7 protein-coding genes, 2 tRNA genes and 1 pseudogene are annotated in these 16,652 nt (G+C 66.7%); 9 read left to right on the forward strand and 1 reads right to left on the reverse strand.

Translation table 11 applies throughout. The annotated features are described in order from the left end of the window. From BRW65_RS24120 to BRW65_RS24160, 9 genes and pseudogenes are all read left to right on the forward strand, one after another. Positions 1-218: pseudogene (locus tag BRW65_RS24120) on the forward strand (DNA topoisomerase IV subunit B); the annotation flags it as partial. 38 nt (positions 219-256) lie between these two features. After that, positions 257-4,033 carry an intein-containing DNA gyrase subunit A gene (gene gyrA, locus BRW65_RS24125; protein ID WP_073878904.1) on the forward strand — a complete coding sequence of 1,259 codons (3,777 nt, stop codon included), beginning with the start codon at positions 257-259 and terminating at the stop codon, positions 4,031-4,033. A gap of 107 nt (positions 4,034-4,140) precedes the next feature. Next, entirely contained in the window at positions 4,141-5,055 is a 915-nt protein-coding gene (locus BRW65_RS24130; protein ID WP_073878905.1) for a DUF3566 domain-containing protein, read from the forward strand. A 59-nt stretch (positions 5,056-5,114) separates the two neighbouring features. Beyond that, positions 5,115-5,188 (forward strand) — tRNA-Ile (locus BRW65_RS24135). Positions 5,189-5,339: 151 nt separating this feature from the next. Further along, positions 5,340-5,412 (forward strand) — tRNA-Ala (locus tag BRW65_RS24140). Positions 5,413-5,761: 349 nt separating this feature from the next. Further along, positions 5,762-12,130, forward strand: coding sequence for a sulfolipid-1 biosynthesis phthioceranic/hydroxyphthioceranic acid synthase (gene pks2 / locus BRW65_RS24145; protein WP_073878906.1), 6,369 nt, complete (start codon positions 5,762-5,764; stop codon positions 12,128-12,130). Between the two features lie 47 nt (positions 12,131-12,177). Continuing rightward, positions 12,178-13,587, forward strand: a complete 1,410-nt coding sequence (locus BRW65_RS24150) for an acyltransferase (protein ID WP_244168185.1) — start codon at positions 12,178-12,180, stop codon at positions 13,585-13,587. Between the two features lie 17 nt (positions 13,588-13,604). Further along, positions 13,605-14,861, forward strand: coding sequence for a glycosyltransferase (locus tag BRW65_RS24155; RefSeq protein ID WP_073878908.1), 1,257 nt, complete (start codon positions 13,605-13,607; stop codon positions 14,859-14,861). Next, the gene (locus tag BRW65_RS24160) at positions 14,858-15,559 is read left to right on the forward strand and encodes a GAP family protein (RefSeq protein WP_084187950.1); all 702 of its coding nucleotides are present in this window, start codon (positions 14,858-14,860) and stop codon (positions 15,557-15,559) included. Before BRW65_RS24155 ends, BRW65_RS24160 begins: the two co-directional genes overlap by 4 nt. Positions 15,560-15,573: 14 nt before the next feature. On the opposite strand, the gene BRW65_RS24165 is transcribed toward BRW65_RS24160, so the two are convergent. Further along, positions 15,574-16,623, reverse strand: a complete 1,050-nt coding sequence (locus BRW65_RS24165) for a rhamnan synthesis F family protein (protein WP_073878912.1) — start codon at positions 16,621-16,623, stop codon at positions 15,574-15,576. Positions 16,624-16,652 lie beyond the last annotated feature (29 nt).

Below are 16,652 nucleotides of genomic sequence, written 5' to 3' on the forward strand. Positions count from 1 at the left end.
AGGACGGCATCCAGCGTTACAAGGGTCTGGGTGAAATGGACGCGAAAGAGTTGTGGGAGACCACGATGGACCCGTCGGTGCGGGTGCTGCGCCAGGTCACCCTGGACGACGCCGCCGCGGCCGACGAACTGTTCTCGATCCTGATGGGTGAAGACGTCGACGCCCGCCGCAGCTTCATCACCCGCAACGCCAAAGACGTTCGCTTCCTGGATGTCTGACGTACTCGTCAGGCACGCCAACCCACAAAGGGGAATAGATGACTGACACCACGCTGCCGCCTGGCGACGAGGCAGGCGACCGCATCGAGCCGGTTGACATTCAGCAGGAGATGCAGCGCAGCTACATCGACTACGCGATGAGCGTGATCGTCGGGCGCGCGCTGCCCGAGGTGCGCGACGGGCTCAAGCCGGTCCATCGCCGCGTGCTCTATGCGATGTATGACTCGGGGTTCCGCCCGGACCGCAGCCACGCCAAGTCGGCGCGCTCGGTCGCCGAGACGATGGGTAACTACCACCCCCACGGCGACGCGTCGATCTACGACACCCTGGTGCGCATGGCGCAGCCATGGTCGCTGCGGTATCCGCTTGTCGACGGCCAGGGCAACTTCGGCTCGCCGGGCAACGACCCGCCAGCGGCGATGCGGTATTGCGTGTCCGCAGATACTCTGGTGCGCTTGCCATTTGGGCAATCGGTGCGCATAGGCGATGTCGTTCCGGACGCGTCGCCCAACTCGGACAACGAGGTCGAACTCAAGGTTCTCGACCGCCACGGCAATCCCGTTGTCGCCGACCGCCTGTTCCATTCTGGCGAGCACCAGACCTATAAGGTGCGGACGGCGGAAGGTTATGAAGTCACTGGCACGGCGAATCATCCCTTGCTCTGCCTGGTCGACATCGCCGGCGCGCCGACGCTGTTGTGGAAGCTGATCGACGAAATCCGTCCGGACGATCACGTCGTCCTGCAGCGCACTCCGCCGGTGGAGCTTGGACCGGCGGAGTGGCACGACGTGATGGAAGCGCTGTTATTGGGCGCGTTCATCAGCGAGGGCTTCGTGTCGGAAACGCGGGCAGGATTCAACAACCTTGACCGCGACTACTTCGACATGGTTGTCGGCGCGTACGACGCAGTCGTCGGCGGTCGTCGTTACGTGTCTTCGCGGACCATCGCTTCGGGCTCGTTGCTGCACGAACTCGACATCCACAACCTGACGGACCTCAGGAAGACGCGGCTGGGCAAGCTCTCCGGGCAGAGGTCGGCCGACAAGTCCGTGCCCAACTGGCTATGGCAATCCCCGGCAGGGGTCAAGCGCGCCTTCCTGCAGGCACTTTTCGAGGGAGATGGATCGTGCTCGGCGCTCCCGCGCAACACGATCCAGATTTCCTACTCGACACGCAGCGAACGGCTGGCAGTCGACGTGCAACAAATGCTCCTGGAGTTCGGTGTCGTCGCTAAGCGTTATCGCCATGCGGTGGGCGAGCATAAGGTCGTAATCACCAATCGAGCTTCCGCGGAATTGTTCGCAACCCAAATCGGTTTTGGCGGGACCAAACGGACGAAGCTGACCACGATCTTGGCCGCCATGCCGAGTTGCGCGGGCAGGGATGCAGACCATGTTCCGGGGCTGGCAGCGTTCATCCGGAAGTTTGCGGGCGGGCTTTGGACCGAGCGGGACTGGCTCAACCGCCACAACGTGGACCGGATCCAGCATTGGCGGACCCGCCGCGATGAAATCCTGGCGCACATCGCCGACCCCGACGTCCGTGCCATCGCCACGGACTTGACCGATGGCCGGTTCTACTACGCACGGGTTGCCTCGGTGACCGAGGCCGGCGTGCGGCCGGTGTACAGCCTGCGCGTTGACACCGATGACCATGCATTCCTCACTAACGGTTTTGTCAGCCATAACACCGAAGCGCGGCTGACCCCGCTGGCCATGGAGATGTTGCGTGAAATCGACGAGGAGACAGTCGATTTCATCCCGAACTACGACGGCCGGGTCCAGGAACCGACGGTGCTGCCCAGCCGGTTCCCCAACCTGCTGGCCAACGGCTCCGGCGGCATCGCGGTCGGCATGGCGACCAACATCCCGCCGCACAACTTGCGCGAGCTGGCCGAGGCCGTGTTCTGGTGCCTGGAGAATCACGAGGCCGACGAGGAAGCCACCCTGGCCGCTTGCATGGAGCGCGTCAAAGGTCCCGACTTCCCCACCGCCGGCCTGATCGTGGGCAGCCAGGGCATCGCCGATGCGTACAAGACCGGCCGCGGGTCGATCCGGATGCGCGGCGTGGTCGAGGTCGAAGAGGCCAGGGGCCGAACGTCTTTGGTGATCACCGAGCTGCCTTACCAGGTCAACCACGACAACTTCATCACCTCGATCGCCGAGCAGGTTCGCGACGGCCGGCTGGCCGGCATCTCCAACGTCGAGGACCAGGGCAGCGACCGGGTCGGTGTGCGCATCGTCGTCGAGATCAAGCGCGACGCGGTGGCCAAGGTGGTGCTGAACAACCTCTACAAGCACACGCAGCTGCAGACCAGCTTCGGCGCCAACATGTTGGCCATTGTCGACGGGGTGCCGCGCACCCTGCGGCTCGACCAGATGATCCGCCACTACGTGGCGCACCAACTCGACGTCATCGTCCGGCGTACCACCTATCGGCTGCGCAAGGCCAACGAACGCGCCCACATCCTGCGCGGCCTGGTCAAGGCGCTCGACGCGCTCGATGAGGTCATCGCGCTGATCCGGGCGTCGGAAACCGTCGACATCGCCCGGGCCGGGCTGATCGAGCTGCTCGACATCGATGAGATCCAGGCGCAGGCGATCCTCGACATGCAGTTGCGTCGCCTGGCGGCCCTGGAGCGCCAGCGCATCATCGACGACCTGGCCAAGATCGAGGCCGAGATCGCCGACCTGGAAGACATCCTGGCCAAGCCCGAGCGGCAGCGCGGCATCGTGCGCGACGAGCTTGCCGAGATCGTCGACAAGCACGGCGACGACCGGCGCACCCGGATCGTGGCGGCCGACGGCGAGGTCAGCGACGAGGACCTGATCGCCCGGGAGGACGTCGTCGTCACCATCACCGAGACCGGCTACGCCAAGCGCACCAAGACCGATCTGTACCGCAGCCAGAAGCGTGGCGGAAAGGGCGTGCAGGGCGCCGGCCTCAAGCAGGACGACATCGTCAAGCACTTCTTTGTGAGCTCGACGCACGACTGGATCCTCTTCTTCACCACGCAGGGCCGGGTCTATCGCGCGAAGGCCTACGAGCTGCCGGAGGCGTCCAGAACGGCACGCGGTCAGCACGTCGCGAACCTGCTGGCCTTCCAGCCCGAGGAGCGCATCGCTCAGGTCATCCAGATCCGCAGCTACGAGGACGCCCCGTACCTGGTGCTGGCCACCCGCAACGGGCTGGTCAAGAAGACCAAGCTGACCGATTTCGACTCGAACCGATCGGGTGGAATCGTCGCGATCAACCTGCGGGACAACGACGAGCTCGTCGGCGCGGTGCTGTGTTCGTCGGACGATGACCTGCTACTGGTGTCGGCCAACGGGCAATCCATCCGGTTCTCGGCGACCGACGAGGCGCTGCGCCCGATGGGTCGCGCCACCTCCGGCGTCCAGGGTATGCGATTCAACACCGACGACTACCTGTTGTCGCTCAACGTGATTCGCGAAGGGACGTACCTGTTGGTGGCGACGTCCGGCGGCTACGCCAAGCGCACCGCGATCGAGGAGTATCCGGTGCAGGGCCGCGGCGGCAAGGGCGTGCTGACGGTGATGTACGACCGGCGGCGCGGCAAGTTGGTGGGGGCGCTGATCGTCGACGATGACAGCGAGCTCTACGCCATCACCTCAGGAGGCGGGGTCATCCGCACGGCGGCGAGGCAGGTCCGCAAGGCGGGACGCCAGACCAAGGGTGTGCGCCTGATGAACCTCGGTGAGGACAACACGCTGCTGGCCATTGCGCGCAACGCCGAGGAGAACGCGGACGAAGTCGTGGAGGAAGCCGAAGGCGCCGCGGACGCTGACAGCTAGCCGGTGACAATCCGGGCGGTTCGACGAACGGCCGGGCAATTAGACTCGGCCCGACCAGACAAAATGCGACGCCTCCACGGCCGTGGCAGGAGAGCTAAGGAGTCGGGGTGACCTCACCGAACGAGCCGGGCGCCCCCAAACCGGGCGACGGCCTGAATGGGGATGGCTCGGCCGAGCGGGGCGGCGCGCGCCACGCGACGCCGCCCGCACCGGCCGGCCGCGGCCCGGACGCCGGGGATTCACCGCCCTGGCAGCGTGGCGGTGCCCGGCCCCCGCAGGCGCCGCAACGGCAGACCGAGCCCTCCACCGAGGCGCGCCCGTCAGGCCCGCCCAGTGGTGTCGAGGCCCGGCTGAACCGGTTCATCTCCGGCACTGCGGCGCCGGGCGCCGCCTCCCCGCCACCAGCCAACAACCCGCCGCACGACAGCGACCCCCCGCAGGGGCGTGGTGACGGACCGCCGGCGGAGGCGTACGCCAGCGAGTTGCCGGACCTGTCCGGCCCGATGCCGCGAAGCCCGCAGCGCAAGGCGCCACCCGACCGCACGCCTGAATCGTCGAGCCTCTCAGGATCGGGGCGGTCGACGGCCGCGGAGAACCGGGATGGCCGCGAGAGCCGCGACACCCGCGAGAGCCGCACCCAGGTGTCGCGGCGCCCGCGCGGACCTGTGCGGGCTAGCATGCAGATCCGCCGGATCGACCCGTGGAGCACGCTGAAGGTCTCGCTGTTGCTCTCGGTCGCGTTGTTCTTCGTCTGGATGATCGCCGTGGCGTTCTTGTACCTCGTCCTCGGCGGCATGGGCGTGTGGTCGAAGCTGAACAGCAACGTCGGCGACCTGCTGAACAACACCAGCGGCAGCAGCGGCGAACTTGTCTCCAGCGGCACCATCTTCGGCGGCGCTGTGTTGATCGGCCTGGTCAACATCGTGTTGTTGACGGCGATGGCCACCATCGCCGCGTTCGTTTACAACCTGGCGACCGATCTGATCGGCGGCATCGAGGTGACGTTGGCCGACCGCGACTAGCGTTTTTGGGGGTGGGGCGGCAATTGCGGTAATCTCGTCGCTCGGCCGTACGCGTGTACGGGCCTATAGCTCAGGCGGTTAGAGCGCTTCGCTGATAACGAAGAGGTCGGAGGTTCGAGTCCTCCTAGGCCCACAACCATGTGTCCATCAAGACGTTGCGTAAGACTTGCCCTGCCAATCACACTGATCGCTGTGGTGGCGGCGGTGGCGTGGTCCCGACGCGGGGTCGAGGTCTGGCACGTGGCGGTGGACGACACTACGGGTCAGCCACCCGGTCACGTCGAGGGGCCTTAGCTCAGTTGGTAGAGCACCGCCTTTGCAAGGCGGGTGTCAGGGGTTCGATTCCCCTAGGCTCCACAGATCGCGAGCGGACCGACCGCGCCCAAGGCCAGGCAAGCCAACGTTTGACGTAACTCGCCGCCCGGCCCAATTTGGCGCGGGTTTTGCGTCCCGGATCGATAGCGATCCCGCTAATGTGTAAGCACTGATCGCGTGCCGAAGAAGTCGTAGCCGCTGCGAAGCGGTTGACCAGCGAGAAAGCCCCCGCTAAACCACACATCCTCGATATCTACGTCGCAGCAGGCAGCCGACAACCCGACAGGTTGCTATCCGGCGATAGGCAGCCGACTGCGCGACTCCGCCTTTGCTGTGAGGAGGAAACGGCATTGTTCGGGCCAACATCAAGGGTGCGTGCGCGGGGCGGGCCATGTCTCCGCACCCGATAGCCACCCCCGTCGCGGTCGTCGGCATGGCGTGCCGCCTGCCCGGAGGCATCGAGTCTCCAGAACAGTTGTGGGAGGCCTTGCTGCGCGGCGACGACCTCGTCACCGAAATTCCACCGGACCGGTGGGACGTCGACGAGTTCTACGATCCCCAACCGGGTGTGCCCGGTCGGTCCGTCTGCAAATGGGGCGCGTTCCTCGATGACGTCGCCGGCTTCGACGCGGAGTTCTTCGGCATCACCGACAACGAAGCGACCGCGATGGACCCGCAGCACCGCATGCTGCTGGAAACCTCGTGGGAGGCGATCGAGCACGGCGGTCTGACTCCAAAGACACTGGCCGGCTCCCGCACCGGCGTCTTCATGGGACTCATGCACGACGACTACCAATTCGTGCACGCCGACGCCAACGCGCTGGCGGGCCCGTACGGCTACATGGGCAATAGCTTCGCCATGGGCTCGGGGCGCGTTGCCTACACGATGGGTCTGCGCGGTCCGGCGATGACGGTGGATACGGCCTGCTCGTCGGGGCTGGCAGCGGTACATATGGCGTGCCGCAGCTTGCATGACGGCGAAAGCGACATTGCACTGGCGGGTGGCGCCTCCGTGTCGTTCGAACCGCGCAAATCCTGCTCGGGTTCTGCCATCGGAATGCTGTCCGCGACGGGACGGTGCCGGGCGTTCGACATCGCCGCCGACGGATTCGTGGCCGGCGAGGGCTCCGTCGTGCTGTTGCTCAAGCGGTTGCCGGACGCCTTGCGCGCCGGCGACCGGATCTTGGCGGTGCTCCGCGGCACGGCCGCGAACCAGGACGGCCACACGGTGAACATCGTGACGCCGTCACGGGCCGCGCAGGTGGAGGCGTATCGGGCGGCGTTGGCGGCGGCGGACGTGGACGCCGGCACGGTCGGCATGGTGGAAGCGCACGGTCCCGGCACCCCGGTGGGTGATCCCGTCGAATACGCCAGCTTGGCGGAGGTGTACGGGGCCGACGGGCCGTGCGCGCTCGCGTCGGTCAAGACGAACTTCGGGCACACTCAGTCGGCCGCCGGGGCCCTGGGGTTGATGAAGGCCGTCCTGGCGCTGCAGCACGGCGTGATCCCGCGCAACCTGCACTTCAACCAGCTGCCCGACGAAATGGCCCGAATCGAAACCAATCTCTTTGTGCCGCAGGCTAACACGCCGTGGCCCAGCAACGGCCAGGCCGGACCACGCCGAGCGGCGGTGTCGTCGTATGGGTTCTCGGGGACCAATGTGCACGCGATCGTGGAGCAAGCACCGGCCGCAGCGGGCGCCGTGCCGCCGGCTCCGGCGACCGACGGCCCGCTGATCTTTCCGGTGTCGGCCACGTCGGCCGGCGCGCTGCGGGACACCGCTGGGCGGCTCGCGGACTGGGTCGACAAACACGCCTCGGAGCTCGCGGTGTCGGACGTGGCGTACACGCTTGCCCGGCGAAGGGCGCATCGGACGGTGCGCACGGCGGTAATCGCCGGCACCCTCGAAGAGCTGGCCGAGGGGCTGCGGGGCGTCTCCGCCGACGACTTCCCCTATCAGCCGGCGGTTGGGCAGGACGATCGAGGACCGGTCTGGCTGTTCTCCGGCCAGGGCTCGCAGTGGGCGTCGATGGGCGCGGAATTGATCGCGACGGAACCGGTGTTCGCCGCGACGGTCGCCACGGTGGAGCCCCTGATCAAACGGGAGTCGGGATTCTCGGTCACGGAAGCGATTTCGGCGCCCGCAACCGTCACCGGGATCGATCGGATCCAGCCCGCCCTGTTCACGATGCAGGTCGCGCTGGCGGCCACGATGAGGGCCTACGGGGTGCGGCCAGGGGCCGTGATCGGCCACTCGATGGGCGAGGCCGCGGCCGCGGTCGTGGCCGGGGCGTTGTCGCTGGAGGACGGTGTACGCGTGATCTGCCGCCGCTCGCGGCTGATGTCGACGATCGCCGGCTCCGGCGCGATGGCGTCGGTGGAACTGCCGGCCGAGCAGGTGCTTCTGGAACTCATGGCTCGCGGCGTCGACGACGTCGTGCTGGCAGTGGTGGCCTCGCCGCAGTCCACGGTGGTCGGCGGCGCCGCGCAGACCGTGCGGGATCTGGTCACGGCGTGGGAGCAGCGCGACGTGCCGGCGCGCGAGATCGCCGTCGACGTGGCCTCGCACTCCCCTCAGGTTGATCCGATCCTCGACGAGCTGTCGGACGTCCTTGCTGAGCTCGATCCCAGGACACCCGACGTGCCCTTCTACTCCGCGACGGCTTTCGACCCGCGCGAGCGGCCCGTGTGCGACGCCTGGTATTGGTCGGACAATCTGCGCCACATGGTGCGTTTCGCCGCCGCGGTGCAGGCGGCGTTGGAGGACGGCTACCGGGTGTTCGCGGAGTTGGCCCCACATCCGCTCCTCACCCACGCGGTCGAACAGACCGCGGGCAGCCTCGGTATGCCGCTGGCCGCCCTCAGCGCCATGCGCCGCGAACAGGAACTTCGGCACGGGGTGCGCGGCTTCCTGGCGGATCTGCACAGCGCCGGCGCGGCCGTCGACTTCTCGGTGCTCTACCCGGGGGGCCAATTGGTGGACGTTCCGCTCCCGGCGTGGACCCACCGGTCACTGCTGCTGAACCGGGGCGGGCAGGATTCGCGGGCACGAGGCGCGTGGACGGTCCCGGTGCACCCACTGATGGGGCCGCACGTCCGATTACCCGAGGAACCCGAGCGCCACGTCTGGCAAGGCGAGGTCGGAACCGCGGCCCAGCCGTGGCTGGGCGATCACCGGATACACAACGTGGCCGTCCTCCCGGGGGCGGCGTACTGCGAGATGGCGTTGGCCGCGGCTCGCACGATCTTTGGTGACGAGTGCGAGGTCCGCGACATCACTTTCGAATCGACGCTGCTGTTGGATCACGAAACTCCGGTCTCCGCGGACGCCTCGATAAACGCGCCCGGCGTCGCCGATTTCGCGGTGCAGAGCTTTCAGGCGAGCAAGCCGATTCGGCGGGCGACGGCGGTGCTGCGGGCGCGAGGACGGGAGGACCGTCCAACGGGATACGACGTCGCGGCCCTGCTTGCGACCCACTCGTGCCGGCTGGAGGGGACCGAGTTGCGGCAGCAGTTCGACGACCACGGTTTGCAGTATGGCGCGGCCTTCGCCGGACTGGCCGCGGCGCACAGCGCGGACGATACGGGCGGCACGGTGCTGGCGGAGGTCGGGCTGCCCGGTGCCATCCGCTCGCAACACAGCGCCTATGGCGTGCACCCCGCGTTGCTTGATGCTTGTTTTCAAGCGGTAGCGGCGCACCCGGCGGCCCGGGTCGCGGGTAGCGCCGGCCTGCTGTTGCCGCTCCGCGTACGCGGTCTCCGGCTCTACGCACCGACCCGCGGCGCGCGCTATTGCTACACGAAGGTGTCCACCGCCGACGGCGCCGGGCTGGAGGCGGACCTCGAGGTGCTCGACGAATATGGGACAGTGCTGCTGGCCGTCAGCGGACTGCAAGTCAGCACCGGGGCCGGCGAGGGAGCCCATCGCGATCGCGTGCTCAACGAGCGACTGCTGACCATCGAGTGGACACAGCGAACGCTGCCCGACCTCGAGCACGTCGGACCGGAATCATTCTTGCTGATCAGCACGTCCGCCACCGCAGACGTGATGGCGACCCGCCTGGCCGATGCGTTGAAATCCGAGGGCACCGACTGCGCCACCATGACCTGGCCGCAGCACGGCAATCACCGGGCCAACGCCGAATCGTTGGGCGCGCATCTTGGTGCCCGCGGCGTCCGCGGCGCGGTCATCCTCACCGGCCCGAGAAACGGCAACCCCGATGAGGAGTGCGCCGTGCGCGGCGGGGACTATGTGCGGCATGTTGCGCGAATTGCCCGGCGGATCACGGAGATCGGGCAAGATCCGCCACGCCTCTATGTCGTAACGCGCAACGCGCAGGCCGTTGCGCCGGGTGAGGTGAACAACCTCGAACAGGCCGGGCTGCGCGGCCTGGTGCGAACCATCAGCACGGAGTATCCACACCTGCGCGCCACCCAGATCGACATGGACGAAGACACCGACGCCGCGCAATTGGCCAGACAACTGCTGGGTCAGTCGGACGAGGACGAGACGGCTTGGCGGAACGGCGAGTGGTACACCGCCCGCGTGGCCCCCGGGCCGCTGCGGCCCGAGGACCGGCGGACCGCCGTGGCGCATCACCCCCACGACGGAATGCGCATGCAGATCCGCACGCCTGGCGATCTGGACACGCTGGAATTAGCCGCGTTTCAACGCATTCCACCCGGCCCGGGGCAGATCGAGGTCGCGGTCATCGCATCCAGCATCAACTTCTCCGACGTCCTGATCGCCGCCGGCCGGCTCCCTGGTGGCGATGGCGATGCACCGCAGTTGGGGATGGACTTCGCCGGCGTCGTGACCGCGGTCGGTCCCGGCGTCTCCACCCATCGGGTCGGCGACCATGTCGGCGGGTTCTCCGCAACCGGTTGCTGGGCAACGTTTGTGACCTGTGACGCCCGGGTGGCAGCGACGCTGCCACCGGGTCTCACCGATGACCAGGCGGCCGCGGTGACCACTCCACACGCCATCGCCTGGTACGCGTTACACGATCAGGCCAGGATCTCCACCGGCGACCGTGTGCTGATCCACTCCGCAGCGGGCAGCGTGGGGCAGGCGGCGATCACGATCGCCCGCGCCGTGGGGGCCGAAGTCTTCGCCACGGCCGGCAGCGATGTGCGGCGTGAGTTGTTGCGCGACATGGGGATCGACCATGTCTACGACTCTCGCCGCATCGAGTTCAAGGAGCAGATCCGCCGTGACACTGGCGGATACGGTGTCGACATTGTGCTCAACTCGCTGTCGGGCGCGGCCCAACGCGCCAGCCTGGAGGTGTTGGCCGCCGGTGGACGATTTGTGGAAATCGGCAAGCAGGATGGCTGTGCGACCACCCGGCTGGAGCTCCCTCCATTCCATCGCAACCTCACGTTCCACGGGGTCGATCTGACGCTGATGTCGCAGAGCCACCCGGAGCGGGTGGGCGAGCTGCTGAGCACGGTGTACCGCCTTGTGGCAGAGGGGGAATTGCCGTTACCGGACACCACTCACCACGCGCTCGGCGATGCCGCCGCGGCTCTCCGCGCGAAGAGCGAGGCGGAACACGCGGGCAGGGTGCTGCTCGATGTGCCGCAGACCGGGCACACCCGCGTCGTGGTACCGCCCGTTCAGAGCCCGACTTTCCGCAACGACGGCTCCTACATCATCACGGGCGGCCTGGGCGGCATTGGGCTGTTTCTTGCGGAAAAGATGGCCGCGGCCGGCTGTGGCCGCATCGTGCTGAGTTCCCGATCCCGGCCGAATGCCAAGGCGTTGGAGATGATCGAACTCATCCGAGCGATGGGAACCGACATCGAGGTGGAGTGCGGCGACATCGCGGACGCCGGCACGGCGACCCGGTTGGTGGTGGCGGCGACTGCCACCGGCCTGCCGTTGCGGGGGGTGTTGCACGCCGCCGCGGTGTTCGAAAACGCGATGCTCGTCACCACGAGCGACGAGCTGGTCGACCGCAACTGGGCGCCGAAGGTGTTCGGGGCGTGGAACTTACATCGCGCGACGGCCGCCTCTCCCCTGGACTGGTTCTGTTTGTTCTCCTCGGCGGTAGCCCTGGTGGGCTCGCCCGGCCAATCGGCGTACGCCGCGGCTAACAGCTGGCTGGACGCGTTCGCGCGGTGGCGCCGAGCCCGGGGACTTCCCGCCACCGCGATCGGGTGGGCGTTATGGGCCGAGGTAGGCCGCGCCGCCGAACTCAGGTCGGCGACCGGTGAAGACTTGGCTCTCGGGCAGGATGGCGAAGGCACCGCAATCGCGCACTGGCGTGACACGGCTTTCACCGGCGACGAGGGTGCGTACGCGTTTCAGGCACTCCTGCGCCACGATCGCCCGTACGCCGGGTATGCAAGGCTGACGGGCACCCCGTGGTTCGCCGCCTACGCGCAACGCAGCAGCTTCGCCGAATTGTTCCGCTCTTGCGGCCAAAGCACCGCAGACGCAAGCGAATTGCTGGTTGAGTTGCATGCGCTGCCGCAGGAGGACTGGCCCGCCCGGCTTCGTCGCATGGTCTCCGACGCGGTCAGCCTGATTCTGCGGCGCACCATCGATCCGGATCACCCACTTTCCGAGTATGGCCTCGACTCGATGGGCAACCTTGAGTTGCGCACCCGTATCGAAGCGGAAACGGGGGTCCGCGTCACCACCAACGACATCACCACGATTCGGGGTCTGGCCGGGCTACTGTGTGAAACCCTCAGTGCCACCGCCGACCTCGGTGCCGGCGCAACCGGACTCAAGGGGGAAGGGTGTTCGTAGGTGCGGGGCCAGCGCGCGGGCTGTTCGTGGGAACGGTCAACGACTGGGTGCCGGCGTCGGGCAGAATCGTCTCCTGGGAAGCATCGCCGGCCTCCCTGGACAAAGCCCTGCGCGCGCCGATTAGCGATGTGCCGCTGAGCGCCATGCAGGAAGCCCACCTGCGCGGCTTTAAACGCTATGCGGCCCGCGGACTCGACTATGCCCGGCTGGTGATCGGGTGCGGCGACGAACCCGGCCGGTGCGACATCCGCGCCATGAACCACGTCATCAATGCACACCTGCGCCGACACAAGACGTACCACAGCTGGTTCGCATACGAAGACGCGGATCGCATTGTGCGCCATACCATCGAGGATCCCGCTGATGTCGAGTTCGTTCCGATCCGGCGTGACGCGATGACACCGACCGAGTGGCGTCAGTTCGTGCTGTCCACCCCCGATCCGGTGCAATGGGATTGCTTCAGATTCGGCATCATCCAGCGCGCGGACCACTTCACATTCTTCGCGATCGTCGATCACGTGCACTGTGACCCGACGATCATCTCGGGGTTGTACACGGAGATCGTGATGAACTACCGCGTCTTGATTACCGGGGGTGCGCTCGGCGCGTCACCACCTCCGGCCAGTCACGATGATTTCTGCGTGCGAGAAAAGCAACACCTGGCCAGCCTGACGCCGTCTTCGCCTGAGGTGCAAAAGTGGATCGAATTCGCCGAACGCAACGGCGGAACGCTGCCGGACTTCCCCCTGCCGCTCGGCGACTTGTCGCTGCCGACCGGCGGTGATCTCGTGGTCCAGCGGCTGATGGACCAGCAACAGACCGCCGCATTCGAATCGCTTTGCATCCGAGCGGCAGCACGTATCAGCGGCGGGCTGTTCGCCTGCGTGGCGCTCGCGCAATACGAGTTAACCGGGACGACAACGTATTACGGCCTCGCACCGATCGACAAACGCAGGACCCTGGCGGAATTCTCGACCATGGGGTGGTTCACCGGCGTGGTGCCGTTCACCGTCCCCGTCGACCCGACATCATTTGCGGAGACCGCGCGCGCCGCGCAGGCGTCCTTCGACTCAAATCTGGATCTCGCGAATGTGTCGTTCAACGACGTGCTGAAGTTGGCGCCCTGGCTCAGGGAGTGGGGACCGAATTGCACCATGGTCAACTACATGGACGCCGGCCTCCCGCCTTTTTCTGCCACCGTCGCTTCCCACATGAAGAACGCGAACGTCAAGATCTACTGCGATCCCAGGGATCCCGCCCATCTGTATATCTCGGTGATCCGCCTGTTCGACGAGGTGTCGATATGGGTGAATTTTCCGAACAATCCGGTGGCCAGGGATTCCGTGACCCGATTTCTGAGCGCGCTGACGGCGGTATTCAAGCGCGTCTTGGAGGGGCGCGGTCCGAGTGCGGCGCGGACCGAAGTCACGGACCTTGCCTACGCGGACGACGACTGACGGGGCCGGTAGCGCCGATGAAAATCGTTTTGGCTGCCCACGGAACTCGCGGCGATGTCGAGCCCTGCGCCGCCGTCGGCCTTGAGCTGATGCGGCGAGGACACGAAGTACACGTGGGGGTGCCGCCCAACTTGATCGGCTTTGTCGAGTCGGCCGGGCTTGCCGCGGTCGCGTACGGGCCGGACTCGCAGGAGCAGGTCAAGGCGCTCGCGGATCTCCATCATCACGCCTTCAAGCCGCAGAACCCGATCAACGTGGTGCGCGCGGGCAAGGAGCTCTTCACCGAGGGTTGGGCGCAGATGAGCGCGACGCTGACTTCGGTGGCGGACGGGGCCGACCTGTTGGTAACCGGCCAGACGTACCACGGGGTCGTCGCCAATGTGGCTGAGTACTATGACATTCCAGTGGCGGCGCTCCACCACATGCCGATCTGCGTGAATGGCCAGCTCGCTCTTCCGTCGATACCGTCACCGGCACCCCTGGTCCGCTCTGCGTTGAGGACGGCGTGGTGGCTCTACTGGCGTATCACCAAGGAGGTCGATGACACGCAGCGCCGTCAACTGGGCCTACCGCGGGCTGGGGCGCCCGCGGCGCAACGGATGGCGGATCGCGGATCGCTCGAGATCCAGGCGTACGACGAGGCGTGTTTTCCGGATCTGGCGAAGGAATGGAACGGCCGGCGACCGTTCGTCGGCGCGCTGACGATGGACTTATCGACGCATGAGGACGGCGAGGTGGCCTCCTGGGCTACCGCGGGAACGCCCCCCATCTACTTCGGGTTTGGCAGTACACCGATCGGGTCGCCCGCCGACGCGATCGCCATGATCGCCGGGGCCTGCGCGGACCTCGGCGAACGGGCCTTGGTGTATTCGGGCGCGGGCGGCCCACACTGCACGTCGCATTCCGACCACATAAAGCTCGTGGGCCCGCTGAATTACACCGTCACCCTTCCGATCTGCCGCGCGATGGTTCACCACGGCGGCGGGGGGACCACGGCCGCCGGTCTGCGGGCCGGCATCCCGATGCTGATCCTCTGGGACGTGGCCGAGCAGCCGCTGTGGGCCGCGCAGGTCACCCGCATGCGGGTCGGCCGCGCCCAGCGCCTGGTGAGCGTCACCGCCGAATCGCTCGTCGGCCATCTCCGCGAAATCCTCGCGCCGCAATACGCGGACCGGGCCCGCGAATTCGCTGGCCGGATGACCAAGCCTGCCGAGAGCGTCACCGCCGCAGCCGATCTCTTGGAGGCGGTCGCTAGCGGGGAGCGCGTCGGATGATGTGGGGGACGGTGCTGCCGATCGCACTTTGGCTGTCGCTCGACCCGATGCGTCTAGTCATCGGCGGAATCCTGATGTCCCGCCCACGACCCCGGCACAACCTCCTTGCCTACTGGTGGGGCGGCCTGACAGCGGGCGTAGTCCCTGGCGTCGGCGCCTTTGTACTCCTGCGAGATTCGCCGCCGACGGTTATGGAAGATGCGCGCACCGCGGTCATGCGCTTCACGGGCGCCTACTTCCAAATCGCGGTCGGCGTGCTTGCGCTGGTGATCGCCACTGGCGTGTGGGCGTACCACGGCGCGTCGTCGTCCCCAGCCATGCCAGCGCCCCGACCGACCGTGGCCGCCCGGGTCACCGCCCGCGTCCGGCACGCGTTGCAAGCCGGAAACCCGTGGGTGGCGTTCGGGGTCGGACTGTTCACGACCGTGCCACTCGCCGATTATCTGGTGGTGCTCATCATCATCGTCTCGTCGAAGGCAGCCATCGGCGCTCAGCTCGGCGCAGTGGTGATCTTCACCGTCGTGGTGCTCGTTCTCGTCGAGCTCCCCCTCGTCAGTTATCTCGTCGCGCCGACACAGACGCAGCTCGCGATGGTCAGGCTGCAAAGGTGGTTCGCCGTGCACCGTCGGCGGCTTTTGATCGCCGCACCCGGTCTCGCCGGGATCATGCTGTTGGCCGGGGGTTTAAGCAGCCTCTGAGACACCCGTGTCGCTCATTTCGAACCGGGCATTCCCCGGCGGGGAGTTTCGGTGCGCCCGGCGGGTGTCCAGCCGGCCATCGGCCGCGCATAGCCACTGACCAGTGGCGGCGCTTTTCGGCCGAGCCGGTCCACGTTCGATTGGATGAGCTGGAAGGGATAGTCGGTGTGTCGCTCGATGACATCGCGCAGGTCCGCCATGGACGCGTGCCACGGCATGTCGTAGCGCGCCAGGTTCGTCTTGAGGAAAGGAAACCGGAAGTCCCTGATGAGGCCATCCCAACAGTGCAGGGTGCCGTTGTTGCGGCCGGACCGTTTACTGGCCCACGGACGGATATGAGAGCGGCCATAGGCGAGGTCGATGGCGGCGGCGGAGACGAACGGGTTGAGGGCGAGGCCTGCCTTACGAGCGCGCGCAGATATCCCTACCTCATATCGCCAGATGACCGCGCCCTTATGGACCACGTACTGAAAACCGTTCCAGAAATCGTTGAGGAACGCACGGGTGCGCGGGTTGAGATCCCAAGCCAGAAAGAAAGATTGGAGATGGGAAATCATCTGGGTATTCTCGACCGCGCCGTACATGTCGGCGCCGTGAAACGAGCCGTACATGTCTTCCAGGGGAAAGAGCGGACCGAAGACGCTGTCGTTGGCGACCAGAAACCGGTCGAACTGATCTAGCGACCACCCGCGTTGAGTGAGAATGCACCACGCGAGGTGCCACGATCCGAAATCGTACGAAAGTGTGCGGCGGGTGAAGATGCCCGTACACAGAGAACGGATGGAGCCCACCGATTCCGGCGTGAGGGTAGGCGAACCGGAGACGAAGACGATGGTCGCGCCCTGGTCGCGTAGCGCCCTCAGGTAATAGGCGACGTACGGATCGACGACGCCCTGCGGATCGAAGTGGGCAAACAACGCGAGGGTGCGACTTCCGCGCGGAGGATGCGGCGGAAGCTCTAGGTGCGTCTCGCACAGGAATCGGAACGCGTTGCCGCCCAGGCGGTAACGCATCGTTGCCGACGCGCGCTCGGCTTCGGTCCGTAGCGTGTCCGAGAGCTTCATTGCAACCCCATTGCGCCCGGTTAGTGCTC

Source organism: Mycobacterium paraffinicum, from assembly GCF_001907675.1.
GTDB lineage: Bacteria > Actinomycetota > Actinomycetes > Mycobacteriales > Mycobacteriaceae > Mycobacterium > Mycobacterium paraffinicum_A.

What these genes read in the sequence shown, in the direction of transcription:
- BRW65_RS24160 (WP_084187950.1), top strand. Translation starts at nt 14,858, where the DNA reads ATGATGTGGGGGACGGTGCTGCCGATCGCACTTTGGCTGTCGCTCGAC.
- pks2 (WP_073878906.1), top strand. Translation starts at nt 5,762, where the DNA reads ATGTCTCCGCACCCGATAGCCACCCCCGTCGCGGTCGTCGGCATGGCG.
- BRW65_RS24155 (WP_073878908.1), top strand. Translation starts at nt 13,605, where the DNA reads ATGAAAATCGTTTTGGCTGCCCACGGAACTCGCGGCGATGTCGAGCCC.
- BRW65_RS24165 (WP_073878912.1), bottom strand. Translation starts at nt 16,623, where the DNA reads ATGAAGCTCTCGGACACGCTACGGACCGAAGCCGAGCGCGCGTCGGCA.
- gyrA (WP_073878904.1), top strand. Translation starts at nt 257, where the DNA reads ATGACTGACACCACGCTGCCGCCTGGCGACGAGGCAGGCGACCGCATC.